This is a genomic window from Megalodesulfovibrio gigas DSM 1382 = ATCC 19364 (assembly GCF_000468495.1).
Taxonomy (GTDB): domain Bacteria; phylum Desulfobacterota; class Desulfovibrionia; order Desulfovibrionales; family Desulfovibrionaceae; genus Megalodesulfovibrio; species Megalodesulfovibrio gigas.
In genome coordinates, this window is record NC_022444.1 from 242,083 (window position 1) to 256,132 (window position 14,050).

The 14,050-nt window shown below is 64.5% G+C and carries 10 protein-coding genes; 3 read left to right on the top strand and 7 right to left on the bottom strand.

The genetic code is table 11. The annotated features are described in order from the left end of the window. Window positions 1-159: 159 nt before the first annotated feature. Window positions 160-2,244 (bottom strand): hypothetical protein, encoded by a 2,085-nt coding sequence (locus DGI_RS01040; RefSeq protein WP_021758750.1) that lies wholly within the window; start codon window positions 2,242-2,244, stop codon window positions 160-162. Between the two features lie 338 nt (window positions 2,245-2,582). Between DGI_RS01040 and DGI_RS18195 the strand changes: the two genes are divergently transcribed. Continuing rightward, complete coding sequence (locus tag DGI_RS18195; protein WP_144284077.1) at window positions 2,583-4,820, top strand: hypothetical protein; 2,238 nt, start codon at window positions 2,583-2,585, stop codon at window positions 4,818-4,820. A 37-nt stretch (window positions 4,821-4,857) separates the two neighbouring features. Here the strand turns inward: DGI_RS18195 and DGI_RS01055 are convergent, their stop codons facing one another. Together DGI_RS01055 and DGI_RS01060 are read right to left on the bottom strand one after the other, a co-directional pair. Continuing rightward, window positions 4,858-5,220, bottom strand: a complete 363-nt coding sequence (locus DGI_RS01055; protein ID WP_051286383.1) for a hypothetical protein — start codon at window positions 5,218-5,220, stop codon at window positions 4,858-4,860. Window positions 5,221-5,307: 87 nt separating this feature from the next. Next, window positions 5,308-6,141, bottom strand: a complete 834-nt coding sequence (locus DGI_RS01060; protein WP_027192975.1) for a sirohydrochlorin cobaltochelatase — start codon at window positions 6,139-6,141, stop codon at window positions 5,308-5,310. Between the two features lie 333 nt (window positions 6,142-6,474). On the opposite strand from DGI_RS01060, the gene DGI_RS01065 reads away from it, so the two are divergent. Next, a complete protein-coding gene (locus DGI_RS01065) occupies window positions 6,475-9,162 on the top strand; it encodes a M16 family metallopeptidase (protein ID WP_235619920.1) in 2,688 nt (895 codons plus the stop codon). 310 nt (window positions 9,163-9,472) lie between these two features. On the opposite strand, the gene DGI_RS01070 is transcribed toward DGI_RS01065, so the two are convergent. The 4 genes from DGI_RS01070 to DGI_RS01085 all read right to left on the bottom strand — a co-directional run bounded on the left by DGI_RS01070 (window position 9,473) and on the right by DGI_RS01085 (window position 12,793). Beyond that, on the bottom strand, window positions 9,473-10,144 hold the full coding sequence (locus DGI_RS01070; RefSeq protein ID WP_158407269.1) for a TetR/AcrR family transcriptional regulator: 672 nt from the start codon (window positions 10,142-10,144) through the stop codon (window positions 9,473-9,475). Between the two features lie 273 nt (window positions 10,145-10,417). Beyond that, window positions 10,418-11,365 carry an SPFH domain-containing protein gene (locus DGI_RS01075; protein WP_021758758.1) on the bottom strand — a complete coding sequence of 316 codons (948 nt, stop codon included), beginning with the start codon at window positions 11,363-11,365 and terminating at the stop codon, window positions 10,418-10,420. Between the two features lie 10 nt (window positions 11,366-11,375). Further along, entirely contained in the window at window positions 11,376-11,822 is a 447-nt protein-coding gene (locus DGI_RS01080; protein ID WP_021758759.1) for an NfeD family protein, read from the bottom strand. Window positions 11,823-11,881: 59 nt separating this feature from the next. Continuing rightward, window positions 11,882-12,793: a DMT family transporter gene (locus DGI_RS01085; protein ID WP_021758760.1), complete on the bottom strand. Its 912-nt coding sequence runs from the start codon at window positions 12,791-12,793 to the stop codon at window positions 11,882-11,884. A 120-nt stretch (window positions 12,794-12,913) separates the two neighbouring features. Here DGI_RS01085 and ychF point away from each other — a divergent pair, with 120 nt between their 5' ends. Continuing rightward, a complete protein-coding gene (gene ychF / locus DGI_RS01090; RefSeq protein WP_021758761.1) occupies window positions 12,914-14,014 on the top strand; it encodes a redox-regulated ATPase YchF in 1,101 nt (366 codons plus the stop codon). Window positions 14,015-14,050: the final 36 nt, after the last annotated feature.

Consider the following 14,050-nt stretch of genomic DNA (forward strand, 5'->3'; position numbering starts at 1 on the left):
GCCCCGGCGCTAGATCATTTCAACCTTGAAAAAGGACATTGCGAGAGGGGAAGCCTTTTGCAAAAGGTTCTCCCNACCTTTCTTTAGAAAGGTTCTTCCCCCGAGAGTTCTTTTCAAAAACAACGCGCTCTATTGCAGGAAAAACGGAGGACGCGCCCGTCAGCCGATGAGTTCGTTCATGGCCCCGGATGCCTGCTGCCGATGCAACTGCTGCTTGCGGATCTGTAGCCGGGCGGCGATCTTTTTGATTACCGCATCCACGTCGCGCATGTCCCAGCTGGCGCGTCCGGAAAAGCTGGGTACCCGCTCCAGGGTGAGGTAGTCCGCAATCTGGGTGGAAGGGCAGCCGCGTTTGTGCATGTACCAGATGACGCGCCGCGTCTCCTTGGGCGTCCGGGGCGGCTCCACAGGCTCGTTGTATTCGTTGAATTCGATTGACGTGCGCTCGGTGTCGCCATCTTCCGCATCCCCAAGGACGATGAGCGGCTTTTCCGCAGCGGCAGGCGATCCGGCTGCAGGGACGGCCGGCGGCGCAACCGGATGCATGAGAGGCGTGGCGGCAGCCGCCAGGATGGGAACCACTATGGCTTCCGGCGCCGGCCCTCCTTCCAGATCCGGCACATCCTTGGCCGTCTCTTCGGGGTTCATGGTTTCGGCCATGTTGTCCACGGCCGCCAGGGGTTCCCCGGCCTCGCCCGCCGTATCGCCCGTTGCCGCCTGCGACACATCGTCCAGGGGCGGCAGATCGAAGCTCCAGGGCACCGCCGTGTTGGTCGTATCCAGGCCGGGCAGGTCAAAGGCCCAAGTCTCCACGGTCCGGCCCGGCGGCTGGGGGTCGGCCAGTTCCAGGGTCGAGGCTGCGGCCGCACCTTCCGACGACTCCCCTGGCAGGATGAAATCCCACGGCTCATCTTCGGCAGCCTCAGACGTCGAGGCTGCTGCCTCCAGCGAGAAGCCCTCCATCTCCGCATCTGGCATTTCGTCCTGCACCGCCTCGGCTTGCTCCGCGGCGGTGGCCGCCTGGGGCTCCACCGTTCCGGGCTCTGTTGCGGGCTCCTCCATCTCAATGGAGTCCTCCAGATCCGGGAACAGCTCAGTGATCTCGCCGGCAAAAATCGTGGTGGCCTGCATGTCGTCCTTGGGAGCCGGCACGGCGACGTCCTCCACCGGGCTGGCCGGCTGGTCCAAAAGGTCTGGCAGATCTGGCAGGTCCGGCGACAGCACCTCCTCCACCACCAGATAGGTTTCCTCAATTTGTTCGAGGTCCTCAAGCGGTGGCAGGGGCTCAAACTGGACGGCAACGGGCGAGACTTCGGAGACTTCGGGCGTCTCTGTCTGCGCCATGTCGGGCAGAAACTCGTCAAGGTCGCGAGCCGACGCGTGCTCGAAGGATTGCGGCATGGTCTGCGCCACATCCACGTCGGCAATGTCCACCTCGGCGTCGTCCACAAATTCCACGGTGTCGATGGTTTCCAGGGTGGCTGCGGCGTCCCCGGTCTGTGTGTCCCCGGCCTGTGCGTCCTCGTCCGAAAAGTCCTCGTCCTGCATCGCTTCGTCCTGGAACGCCAGGGGCAAGGCCTCCGCGGCAAACAACTCTTCGTCCGCCGTTTCGGCGGCGGTCTCGGAGGCGTCTGCCGGGAAAAGCAAGGGAATATCCTCGGGGGGGGAAAGATCCTCCAACTCGTGCACCAGCTCCTGCTCCGTCTCCCCGGCCAGGGATTCCTCGGGCAGGGCTTCGTGCAGGACGAGGTCGGATTCCGGTGCGGCATCCGGTTCAAGGACGTCCGCAGGCAGGGGGGTGGCCGTCGCCGCGGCGTCCTCGGACGAGAACGGCGCTACGATGTCCGCCAGCTCGTCGAAGACAAATTCGCCGCTCTCGTCCATGGCCAGGGAGGGGGGCAAGGGGGGGGCAGCAGGCTCGTCCGGCGCGACCGGCGCGACCGGCGCGACCGACTCGACCGGCGCGACCGGCGCGACCCGCGCGACCGGAATGACCGGGGCGGCGGCGGGGGGGGCTGTGGCGGCGGCGGATTCCGCCATTTCGACCACGGCCGAGCCACGGGCCTGCAAGGCGTCCAGCCGGTCCAATCTGTCGGCCAGGCGTTCCAGCTGCACGACAAGTCGCTCCAGTGTCGGGGCAATGGCCGCCCGCACCCCGGCTTCCACCGCCGGCGCCAGCACTGCCGCCAGGGCGGCGCTGGTCATGCCTGTCTCTGGCCTGCTGTTGGAAATTTCATGGTCCATGCCATCGGCCTCCGCGGATTGCGCCGGTGGTGCACCCGTCTGGCGCGCGGTTAATAAAATCTAGGCTTCAGCAATCTTACCATGCACTTGTCGATGCGTACAGAGGCCATGCCCGCTTGCCGAGACGATATTGTCAAAAAAATATCCTTACATTTCAGAATAATAATTAACCACTTCAGTGCCAAACTCGCTTTCGAACAAGAAAAAACCGCAGGGAAAGAAATCCCATGCCGCCCGTCCGCCGCATTTGCCGAAATGCATGATTGTTTGTTAGGATGAAACAGGAAACGATGGCCCAAGGCATTCGTCTCGATGGCAGCACCTTAGCGGGAGCAAGCATGAGCAACGGTGTGGACTCTCCAGGCTTCGAGTATTTTACTGAGGTCTTCAGCAAAGAATACAAGGTCGACAAAAGCGTCCTGTCCGGCGTGGCCCGGCAGGTCTGGGAAAACGAGCTGACGGACGCCGACCGTTCCTCCTGGGAGGAGATGGCCCGCCAATCCCTTTCCCGGCAGCATCCCGGCCTCACGCCAGACGCACCCGCCGCCACGCCTCCCGCAGAACCGGCGCCAGTTGCTGCGCCAGTTGCTGCGCCAGTTGCTGAACCAGTTGCTGAACCAGTACCAGTTGCTGAACCAGTCGCGGCATCAGTTACGGCATCAGTTACGGCATCAGGCACGCCCAAGACCCCGGAGCCCCTGCCCGAGACGCCCCAATCGCGTATCCTCCTGGATGATCAGCCCCTGGATCTGGACGACATCAACATTGATCTCCCCTTTCCCGCGCCCGCCGCGCCGCTGCCGGAGGCGTCCGAGGACGTCAAGCTGGACGACCTGCTGCCGCCGCCCGCGCCTGAAGCGCCGGCCGAAGCCCCCCAGGCGGAACTGGTGTTCACCCCGCCCGCCGCGCTGCAGCAGCCCGACACACCGCCTTCCCCGGCTGCGCTTGAGATGCAGCAACCTCTTGAACTGGAACAAAAAATAGAGGAGCCCACCCTTGAGGTGGCTCATCTGGAGGCCGCTGCAGCACCTGCCGCCGAAGCCGCTGCAGCACCTGCCGCGCCAATCGACGAGCCGGCTGCAGAATTGATTGTGGAATCGGTTTCGGAATCGGTTGCCGAGCCTGCTGCGGAATCGCGTGCAGAAGCCGTCGCGGAACCGGCGACAGTCGCCACGACACCGGAAACAGCATCCACGCCTCCCCCGGCGGAGGAACCCGACACAGCGGCAGAATCCGGTGTACCGATCTCGGCATACATCGCCCCCGCCCCCGAGCCTGCCCCCGAGGATCCGGTGTTTTCTTTGGAAGACATCGTGCCCGCGGCCGAGGAGTCCCCGGCACCGGCTGACCCCGCACCGGAAGCCTCTGCAGACACTGCCGCCCCTGCGCAGCGGGTGTCGCCCGAGCCGCCGCAGGACAGCCAGGCCGAGCCCGCTGCCGCCGAAAAGCCTGCTGCGTCGAAAACGCCCCCGACGTCCACACCACCCGCGCCGCCCACAATCGAGCCGGACGAATTCACCTTCCAGCTGGAGGAAACCGATGCGGCGGTGGAGGATACGCCCGAGCCGGCCCCCCGCTCCGAGTCCCATCCCGAACCACACCCGACACCAGAGGACGCACCTCCCCTGGCCCAGGCCGTATTGACGGCCCCCGCTTCGCCAGATTCGCCAGACTCGCCAGATTCGCCAGATTCATCGGCTCCATCAGATGCGCCAGCGGGCCCTGCCTCCACACCGCCTGCGCCGCCCTCGCCGCCAGCCATGTCCCTGGAGTTGCAGCGGGAAATCCTCTCCAGACTCGCGGCGCGGCACCCGCTGCCCGGCAGGGAAGAATCCCGCCAGCCCAAACCGCAGCCGGCGACAGCCACCACCCCGCCAGCCCAGGCCGCGCCAAGCCAAGCCGCATCAAGCCAAGCCGCGTCAAGCCAAGCCGCGTCAGGCCAGGCCGCGTCAAGCCAAGCCGCGTCAGGCCAGGCCGCGCCTCTCAGCCAGCCCAAACAGGCGGAGCTGCCGAAGCAGGCGGAGCCTTCCATGCCATCCAGCCAGCCAGGTCAGGCCGCGACGGCAGGGCAGCTGGGGCAGACCATGACCGGGCGTTCCCGGCGCGAGGCCAAACCCGAGCCATCCCCGGAACATCGCTCCATCCCGCAGCAGCATGTGCACCCGGCCATCTTCGCCAAGGTGCGGCAATATCTGGAAGATCACGCCCTGGCCCTGACCAGGGTCATGGTGGAACGGGCCCTCAAGGGCGACAGTGAATGCCTTGTCTGGTGCCTGGATCACGTCTGGCCACGGCCCGAGACTCCGGCGCCGCCCCTGGAGATTCCGCCCCTGACCACCCAGGAGGAAGCCGCCGCCTTTGGCGCAGCCATCTTCCAGGCCCTGTCGCAAGGCGGCCTGACCCTGGAACAGGCCGACGGCTACATGGCCTTGCTCAAGAATTACACGGCCCTGCTGGAAATGGACGAATTCAAGAAGCGCCTGCTCTCCCTGGAGCAGAGCGCACGCGGCGCAGGCGGCGGCGCAAGCGTCAAGCGCCAGAAAATCACCCTGGGCGCATTCGACAAGCCGTTCTGAGGAAGCCGCCGGGAAGGGCGATGCCGAAAGGCTATCGTTATGGCATGGCCTTGTGCCGCTCGATGAGTTGCGCCAGTTGTCGGCCCAGGAAGGCGTCCGCTCCCCTGCGCGCAATCACGGCGCTCAGGGCCTGGGCCAGATTGGTCACCACCCGTGGCTGTTCACCACGGATGGTCAGCACAACGATTCCGGAATCCTTGAATGTCACCTGCCCGGCATCCACCCAGCCGAGCAGGGCGTGGTCAAACTGCACCCGCACCACCACACCGCCTTCGGCGCGCTGGGCGGAAAACCGAAAATCCTGCACGGTCGCCCGGGGTTTGCCCCATGCGCTGGATGCTGCGCACAGCATCACCACCATTGCCATTGCGACGAACGCCACAACGAGCCGTCGTGCCATGGAATGCCTCCTGTTGCGTCTCTGGCAGAAAACCGACACCTGCCCCTGCATATTTTGCAAAAAGCAAGCCAGAGCAGCAGTGAAGGCTCAGCCGCCTGACACCTGCAGGGCGGTCATGGCCTGGCGGAGATGTTCGATCCAGATCGCCGCCAGGGCTGGTCGTTCGGCAGCGCCGGCATGCACCACATGCACCGTGCGGCCAGCAGCCTGCAGGCGGGACTTCCAGGAATCCGGGCCAGGGCCGGCCATGTCCTTGAGCACGTGCGCCCCGGCCACGGCCAGCAGCGGCGTGAGCCACACAGGTCCCGGCGGCAGGTGTTCCAGCTCGGCAAGCACAGTCTCCAACGAACGAGTGCCGTCCATGGTGCCCACCACCACCAGGGGATCAACACGCCCGAGGGCGGCAGCCAGCCGATCATAGCGCGCGTCCGCCTCGTGGGAGGTGCCATGGCCCATGAGCACCACAATGTCGCCGGCGGCGCGTTCCGGCGGCAACGTCTGCAAAATGGCGGCGGCCACGACGGGGATGTCCTCATCCCGGGCCAGCAGAGGCAGCCCCAGGGCCACGGCCGGGCACTGGCCGCCATGGCTGCGACACACGGCCTCCACGGCCTGTCCCAGGGCCTCGAATTCCGCACCGGGCGTCACATGCAGGGATTGCAAGGCCACGTGGGTGAAGCGCTCGAAATGCATCTTTTCCAAGGCCTTGTGGACGGAATCCGTCTTCACCCCCTCCCCGGCCAGCCGGGTGCGCACCCGGGTGGAGGTGAAGGCCCAGCGCACCGGCACGCCAGGAAACAGCGCCCGCACGGCGGCTTCGAACTGCACCAGCGAACGCTGCGCCGCGGGCACGCCCGAGCCGAAGGCGGCCAGGAGCACCCCCGGTTTCATGCGGGGCAGATGCGCAGCGTGGGAATCCATCTGCATCCCATACCCGCGGCGCATGCGGGGCGCAACCGTCTGATGCACCTGCGCGGGTGCGGGAGTATCGGTCCGGCCCTTTCTTTTTCTTCATTGATGCGCCAGCACCCTAGGCATTCTGGGAAAAATGACTATACTGGCCCACAGCTCGACGTCTGCTCGTCCCAGCCGGCAGGCTGCGACTGCCGCAGGTCTGCCGCGTCCGACAGTTGCCGTGTTCCGATTGCCCCGCGAATTCCAGACTGGAGTTTTTCAGTGCTGCGTTATTCCTTGATCGTTTCCTGTGTGTTGTTCATGTGTTCCATGTTCACCTCAACTCTCCAGGCTGCAACCATGCCCTCTGCCGATGTCAACGCCTCCAGTCCCCGCATCACCCGGCTGCCCAACGGCCTCACCGTACTCGTGCAGGAAGACGACCGCTTCCCCCTCGTCTCCCTGCGGTTGTATGTTCATGCCGGGTCGGCCTTTGAAACGTCGGATCAGGCTGGCATCAGCCATCTGCTGGAGCACATGGTCTTCAAGGGCACCAAGACCCGCGCCCCGGGACAGGTGGCCCAGGACATCGAAAGCGCCGGCGGGTACCTGAACGCCGCCACCAGCTTCGACTATACCATGTACATTGCGGACATGCCCGCGGACCGCTGGGAACTGGGCATGGAAGTGATCCAGGACATGATCTTCGGCGCCACCATCGATCCCGCCGAGCTGGCCTCGGAGAAAAAGGTGGTCCTGTCCGAACTGGAACGCGGGGAGGACGCGCCATCCGCGCGCATCTTCAAGAATCTGCAGCCGCGCATCTGGCCCGGCACAACCTACGCCCGGCCCATTATCGGCACCCGCGAGACCGTGCAGGCCATCACCGCGGAAGACATCCACCGCTACATCGCGGCCCTGTATCAGCCCCAGTCCATGCTGCTGGCCGTGTGCGGTCAGGTGCAGGAGGCGGAGGTGCTGGCCAAGGCTACGGCCCTGTTCGGCGCATTGCAGAACACCGCCCCCGTGGACCCGCCCCAACCCCTGGGCACCCCGCAACTGGACGCCGTGACCCAGAGCATTGCCGGCCCGTCCGTGCAGGTGGGGTCCATGCCGCTGAACAAGGCCTACGTGCACGTGACCTTTCCCATCCCGTCCTTCCGCTCGGCCAAAAGCACCGGGCTGGAAGTGCTGGCCTATCTGCTGGGCGGGGACCGCACCTCCCGGCTGTACCGCACCTTCAAGTATGAACGCCAGTTGGTGGATAGCATCTCCTGCTCGGCCCTGATGCTGGAGCGCGTGGGCATGTTCTCCATTTACGCCACCCTGGACCCGGCGGATCTGGAGCGCTTCTGGCATGAGCTGATGGTGGAGCTCTCCACCCTGGATGCGCACACCTTCAGCCCGGAAGCCCTGGCCAGGGCCAAGCTGAATCTGGAAGACGAACTCTTCCAGGCCAAGGAAACCATTGCCGGGCTCACCTCCAAGCTGGGGTTCTTCCAGTTCTTCGAAAACTCTCCATTGGCGGAAGAAAACTACTTCCACGAACTGGCCGCCGTGACGCCGGACATCCTCCAGGCCCGCATTCAGGAATACCTGCGGCCGGAACGGCTGGTGGCCTCCCTGCTGGTGCCGGCGCCCGGCCAGCCCCACGACAACGGCAACGCAACCCTGCCGGCCAATGCCACGACCCTGGGCACGCCAGTGACCGACGCCGACCGCGCCAAAGCCCTGGAGCGCATGGTCCGCGCTGCCTGGGGCGGTGCCCCCGAACGGGCCGGCGGCCCCCTGGCGGAACAGGCCTTCGGCCAGGGACGTCGCGGCGAACCCGCGCGGGTGGAGCTGGGTGACGGCCGCGCCCTGGTGCTCCTGCCCGACGCCACCCTGCCGTACACCGCCCTCACCCTGAGCATGCGCGGTGGGGATCACTTGGTGCCGCCGGACAAACAGGGCCTGGCCGAACTGACGGCCTGGGTGTTCAACCGGGGCACGGGCAATCGCACCGCCACGGAAATTCAGGACTTCCTGGCCGATCGCGCCGCCTCCATGAGCGTGACCGCCCACCGCAATCTGTTCACCGTGTCCATGAAGTTCCCGGCCCGTTTCGAGCAGGAATTGCTGGCCTTCCTGGAAGAAGCCCTCTCCTCCCCCGCCTTTTCCCCCGAGGAACTGGCCCGGGAACAGAAAAATCTGGCCGCAGCCATCCGCAAACGCGAGGATCAGCCCATGGGCCTGGCCTTGCGTCACGTCTTCCCCTTCCTCTTCAGAAACCATCCCTACGGATATTTCCACCAGGGGCAGCCCGAGGAAATCGCCAGCCTCACCCGCGAGGACGTGCTGGAATTCTGGCAGCGGCAGCGCACCATGCCCTGGACTCTGGCCGTATGCGGCGAGTTTTCCGCCGAGCGCATGACCGCCCTGGCAACGCGTCTGGCCGCAGGCATCGGCGGCGATCCTGCCCGCGGCACACTGGAATGGACCGCCCCGCAATGGGGAGACAACAAGACTGCCAAACTGCATCTGGCCGAGCGCAATCAGGCGCATCTGCTCATCGCCTTCCCCCTGCCCGGGGCCGGACACCCGGACACGCCCGGGCTCACCCTGCTGCGCGCCACCCTGGCCGGCATGAGCGGCCTGCTGTTCTCCGACCTGCGCGACAAGCAGGGCCTGGCGTACACCGTCACCGCCTTCCTCTGGCAAAGCCCCACCACGGGCGCGCTGTTCTTCTACATCGGCGCGGATCCGGAAAAGATGCCGCAAGCTCTGGAAGGCTTCCGCAAGGTGACGGCCCAACTTCACGAAACGCCCCTGCCCGAGGACGAATTGCGGCGCGGCAAGAACGTCCTCAGCGGCGACTATTACCGGGATCACCAGTCCCTCCTAAGCCGCACGGATGAAGCCGCCACCCTGCTGACCCAGGGATTCCCCGCAGATCTGAACCGCGAACAGCTGGCCGCCGTCCAGCAGCTCACCCCCACGGATCTGCAGACCCTGGCAACGCGCTATCTGAACTGGGACGCCGCCTACATGCTGCGCGTGCAGCCCTAGAACACGTTGTTTTTGAAAAGAACTCTCGGGGGAAAACCTNAACCTTTTGCAAAAGGGTTCCCCTCTCGCAACGTCCTTTTTCAACAGTAAAACGCCGTAATTCTCCACCACGCAACACGGCGCATCCACCGGAATGTCCCGGCAACAAGGACACTCCGGCAGATGCGCCGTGATTGACCAAAAAGGGGTCCGCTACTTCCGGAAACGGGGGCGCCGACGGGAGCCGTTGCTGGCCGGCCGAAACCGCCAGAACACCACGCCCGCCATCAACACGCTCAGGGCCAACAGCTCCAGCGCGCCTTCCAGCACATCAAGCATTCGCAGATTCCGCAATCAAGGATGCGGCGGCCTGGTCAGCGTCGGCGGCCAGGGCCTGGCGCACGAAGGCGATGGTTTCCTGAAACATGCCCTGGACCCTGAAGGGCGAGAGGAACTCCGTGCGCAGCGCGCCCACCAGGGTGCCGTACACAATGAAGCCCATGGGCTCCACCGGCACGCTACGGATGGAGCCGTCGCGCACGCCGCGCTCCACGCACTCGCGCATCACGTCGATAATCTCCAGAAATTTAGAGGCGATGCGATCCCGGTCCAGCTTGCGTTCCACGTCCGAGAAGGGCGAACAGCGAAACACCACCGGGAAGGATTCCGCCTTCTCCCGCGTGAAGTCGAAATACGCAGCGATGACGGCCTCCAGCGAGTCCAGCCCTTTTTCCTGGGTGGCGGACGCCGCGGCCAACGTTTCGAGCAAGGATTGGGCCATGGCCAGCCCGGCTTCCAGAAACAACGCTTCCTTGCTGCCGAAATAATGCGCCACCAGCCCGAAGCCCACCCCTGCTTCGGAGGCGATGTGCTTGATGGTGGCACGAGAAAACCCGAGCCGCCCGAACACGGATTGGGCGGCGATGAGAATGCGGGCGCGCTTGTCCGCCACGGGGGACAGCGCCTCGGCCTCGTTGTGATGCACCTGTCGAGTCGATTCCATACAATTTTGCTCCCTCGGCCGGCTTGATCGATCAATCAAAGAACGACTCTTCTGCTTCATCCCGGCGGCGGCGTCAAGAACCTCCTGGCCCCTTCGGGTTGATCCTTCTTGGTATTCCAGTATTTCCCGCTACACACGACGCAAAAAAAGGGGGAGCGCCTTCGGGCGGCAAGTCTGCCTCCCCTCGCGCTCCCCTTGTCCAGCATTTTGACAAGAAGATGTTTTTATTCCATTTCTGCTTCAAAAGGCCCAGTTCTTGAAGCGAACCTGGAATTACCCCAGCGTGAACTCCTCGCGCTTGCCCTTGGTCTGCTCCATCACGGTCATGGCGCCGGCCACCAGCCCGGCCACATCGGTGAGGTTTGCCGGAATAATGAGTGAATTTGCAGTCTTGGCTATATTGCCAAATTCGGTAAGGTAGCGTTCGGCCACGCGCAGGTTGGCGGCGTCCTTGCCGCCATCGGCCACCAGGGCCTCAGCCACGTGTTTGAGGCCGGCCGCCGTGGCCTGGGCCACGAGCATGATTTCCTGGGCCCGGCCCTGGGCTTCGTTGATGCGCTTCATCTTTTCGCCTTCGGAAACGCTGATGGCCTCCTGCTTCAGGCCCTCGGCCACGTTGATGCGCGCCTGACGATCCCCTTCGGACTGGAAGATGGCCGCCCGCTTTTCGCGCTCGGCCCGCATCTGGCGCTCCATGGCGTCCATGACGCTGGCCGGCGGGCTGATGTCCTTGATCTCGTAGCGCAGCACTTTCACGCCCCAGTTCTGGGCCGCTTCGTCCACGGCCTGGATGACCTGCTGGTTGATGGACTCGCGCTCCTCGAAGGTCTTGTCCAGGTCGATCTTGCCGATGGCCGAGCGCAGGGACGTCTGGGCCAGCTGGCTTGCTCCGATCTTGTAATTTTCGATGCCGTAGCAGGAGACCTTGGCGTCCATCACCTGCATGTAGAGCACGCCGTCCACGGCCACCGCCACGTTATCCTTGGTGATGCAGGCCTGGGAGGGGATGTCCATCACCTCCTCTTTCATAGAACGCCGATAGGCCACGCGGTCGAGAAAGGGAATAAGGATGTGGAATCCGGCGTCCAGGGTGGCGTGGTACTTGCCCAGCCGCTCCACCACAAACTGCGAGCGCTGCGGCACCACCACCGCGGTTTTGAGCAACAGAATGACGACGATGACCGCAAAAACGATGGCCGCTCCAAAGGCTTCGCCGAACATGAATCCCCCTTTACGCTGCGGGTTTGACCTTGAAGGTGAGGCCGTCGCCGGAGACCACCGCCTCGATGAGCACCGGGACGCCCACGCCGATGGGCTGATCGGCCACGGCGCGCCAGAAACTGCCCAGGCACTTCACCTCGCCCGAGGCCGGCGGGTAGATGGCCTGCGTCACCACGGCGGGCTTGCCTATTTTGTCATCGATTCTGGCGTCCTCGTTCACTTCTGACCGGCCGCCGAAGGTCTTCATCCCCCACGTGCGCAGGGAGAACAGGGACGCCAGGGACGCCACCACAAACAGCGACACCTGCCATGCCGTGGCCATCTCTGGCGCAAGCAGCATGCCGATCATGGTCACCCACGCGCCCATGCAAAAAAAGATGACGATAAAGCCGGGCAGCAGGAGTTCCAGAATCAGAAATCCGATCCCCACCAGAAACCAGACCAGCCAGGCGGACATGCGGCCTCCTGTGGACAAAAAATGGATGCATCGGCAGGCAACATCCTGCCACCATCATCTTATTCCACAGCAGCCTTGCTTTGGCAAGCAGGCCAGCATTGGGAAGCCAGCATGCCGGCCAGCATGAGCCCGCAGCCCACCAGTTGCCGCCCGGTAAGGTTCTCTCCGATGAGCAGCCAGCCCCCCAGGGCCGCAAAGGCCCCTTCCAGGCTGAGGATGATGGCCGCATGGGACGCCTTGGCCCACTGCTGGCCCACCACCTGCAGCGTGTAGGCCACGCCCACGCTCATGATGCCGCCATACAGGATGGGGATGGCCGCCGCCTGCACGGCCTGCAGCGTAAAGTCCTCAAACACAAACGCCACCAGCAGCGAAAGCACCCCGCAGACCACAAACTGCAGGAAGGAGAGCACCAGCACGTCCACTTTCTGCGCCAGTTGCCCCACCAGCAGCACATGCCCGGCCCAGCAGATGGCGCTGACCATGACCCAGACATCCCCGGAAACAATGTGGAAGCCCTCCTGCACGGAGAGCAGCCACATGCCGGCCACGGCCAGCAACGCCCCGGTCCAGGTGCCTGCGCCGGTGTGCTGTCTCCAGAACAGCCCCAGCAAGGGCACCAGGATCACGTACAGCCCGGTCAAAAAGCCCGCATTGCCCGCTGTGGTGGTCACCATGCCGATCTGCTGCAGACTGGCCCCGGTAAACAGCACCAGGCCAATGCCGGCACCGGCCTTGAGCAGGGCGGCCCTGTCTGCAGGCGCACCGGCCAGCCGGCCCCGGGACCGGTTGTAATAAATGAGGGGCAACAGGGAGGCTGCGCCCAGCAAAAACCGGATGCCGTTAAAGGCGAAGGGCCCCAGATGCTCCATGCCCACCCGCTGGGCCACGAAGGCAAAGCCCCAGATGCATGCGGTGAGCAGCAGCAGACCATTGGCAAGCAGCGTTCTGGAAGAGGAAGTGTGGTGCATGGGCTTGTGGTTCTACGCGGTTTTTCCCGCATTGCAAAGCAAATCCATGTAGGGTAAGGGGAAGAGTTCTGCGGGTGCGTTGTCCCCGCTTTCTTCATTTTTTTACGCGAGGTGCCGCAGATGGCGTTAGGGATCGGGATTGTCGGGCTGCCCAACGTGGGCAAGTCCACCTTGTTCAATGCATTGACCAAAGCACAGAACGCCCAGGCGGCGAACTATCCCTTCTGCACCATCGAGCCGAACAAGGCCGTTACCCCCGTGCCGGATCCGCGGGTGGACAAGCTGGCCGAGCTGGTCAAGCCGCAGCGCATCCAGTCCGCCACCGTGGATTTTGTGGATATCGCCGGGCTGGTCAAGGGCGCATCCAAGGGCGAGGGCCTGGGCAACAAGTTCCTGGCCAACATCCGGGAATGCGCCGCCATCCTGCACGTGGTCCGCTGCTTCGAGGACGACGACATCGCCCACGTGGACGGCGGCGTGGACCCCCTGCGCGACATCGAGACCATCGAAACCGAACTGCTCCTGGCGGACATGCAGTCCCTGGAGAATCGTGTTGATCGCCTGCAAAAACAGGCCAAGGGCGACAAGAAAGCCGGCGCCCTGGCCGAGGAAGGCAAGAAGCTCCTGGCCTGGCTGGATGCCGGCAACCCCGCCGCCACCTACCCCGGCATGGCTGCCGAAGGCATGGCCACGCTGGTGCGTGAACTGGGACTGTTGACCGCCAAGACCATGCTCTACGCCTGCAACGTGGACGAAGCCGGCCTGGCCGCAGACAATACCCACGTGGCCGCCGTGCGCCAGTTCGCCCTGGATCGCCACGCCCCGGTGCTGACCATCTGCGCCCGCATGGAAGAAGAACTGGTGGGCCTGGACGAGGCCGAGCGCGAAGAATTCCTCAAGGATGCCGGCGTCACCACCGGAGGGCTGGAGCAGGTCATCCGCGTGGGCTACGCCGCCCTGGGGCTCATCAGCTACTTCACGGCCGGGGTCAAGGAAGTGCGCGCCTGGACCATCAACAAGGGCGACAAGGCCCCCCAGGCTGCCGGCGTCATCCATTCGGACTTCGAACGCGGCTTCATCCGTGCGGAAGTCATCGCCTACGAAGACTACGTCACCCACGGCACCGAGGCCAAATGCCGCGCCGCCGGCGTGCTGCGTGTGGAAGGCAAGGAATACGTGGTGCAGGATGGCGACGTGATGCACTTCCTGTTCAATGTATAGCCAAAGCGCGAACACACCGCCAGCATTCGACATCCC

What these genes read in the sequence shown, in the direction of transcription:
- DGI_RS01040 (WP_021758750.1), bottom strand. Translation starts at nt 2,244, where the DNA reads ATGGACCATGAAATTTCCAACAGCAGGCCAGAGACAGGCATGACCAGC.
- DGI_RS18195 (WP_144284077.1), top strand. Translation starts at nt 2,583, where the DNA reads ATGAGCAACGGTGTGGACTCTCCAGGCTTCGAGTATTTTACTGAGGTC.
- DGI_RS01055 (WP_051286383.1), bottom strand. Translation starts at nt 5,220, where the DNA reads ATGGCACGACGGCTCGTTGTGGCGTTCGTCGCAATGGCAATGGTGGTG.
- DGI_RS01060 (WP_027192975.1), bottom strand. Translation starts at nt 6,141, where the DNA reads ATGGATTCCCACGCTGCGCATCTGCCCCGCATGAAACCGGGGGTGCTC.
- DGI_RS01065 (WP_235619920.1), top strand. Translation starts at nt 6,475, where the DNA reads ATGCCCTCTGCCGATGTCAACGCCTCCAGTCCCCGCATCACCCGGCTG.
- DGI_RS01070 (WP_158407269.1), bottom strand. Translation starts at nt 10,144, where the DNA reads ATGGAATCGACTCGACAGGTGCATCACAACGAGGCCGAGGCGCTGTCC.
- DGI_RS01075 (WP_021758758.1), bottom strand. Translation starts at nt 11,365, where the DNA reads ATGTTCGGCGAAGCCTTTGGAGCGGCCATCGTTTTTGCGGTCATCGTC.
- DGI_RS01080 (WP_021758759.1), bottom strand. Translation starts at nt 11,822, where the DNA reads ATGTCCGCCTGGCTGGTCTGGTTTCTGGTGGGGATCGGATTTCTGATT.
- DGI_RS01085 (WP_021758760.1), bottom strand. Translation starts at nt 12,793, where the DNA reads ATGCACCACACTTCCTCTTCCAGAACGCTGCTTGCCAATGGTCTGCTG.
- ychF (WP_021758761.1), top strand. Translation starts at nt 12,914, where the DNA reads ATGGCGTTAGGGATCGGGATTGTCGGGCTGCCCAACGTGGGCAAGTCC.